This window comes from Pseudoalteromonas sp. PSi26, assembly GCF_054960575.1.
Map to the genome: position 1 here is coordinate 1 of NZ_JBHNYT010000059.1, position 232 is coordinate 232.

The 232-nt window shown below is 39.2% G+C and carries 1 pseudogene; it reads right to left on the reverse strand.

The features are described from left to right. Positions 1 to 184 (reverse strand): annotated as a pseudogene (locus ACFI34_RS18825) (transposase); the annotation flags it as partial. Positions 185 to 232 lie beyond the last annotated feature (48 nt).

Sequence of the window (232 nt, forward strand, 5' to 3'; positions counted from 1 at the left end):
TGAACTCGCCTGAATAAGGTAACTGTTTATGGATAAAACTCTTTGACCCATTAAGCAGGTAGACCTGAAACCAATAACGAATAAGCCGAGCGCTAATATTGTACTTTCTACTTAATGCTTCAGAGTTTTCCTGCTCAGCAAGTTGTGCGAGCTTTAACTTAAATATTCTTTTGTGCTTGGACATAAAAAGACCCCCAGTAATTGGATTGTCCAACTATTGGGGGTCACTTCA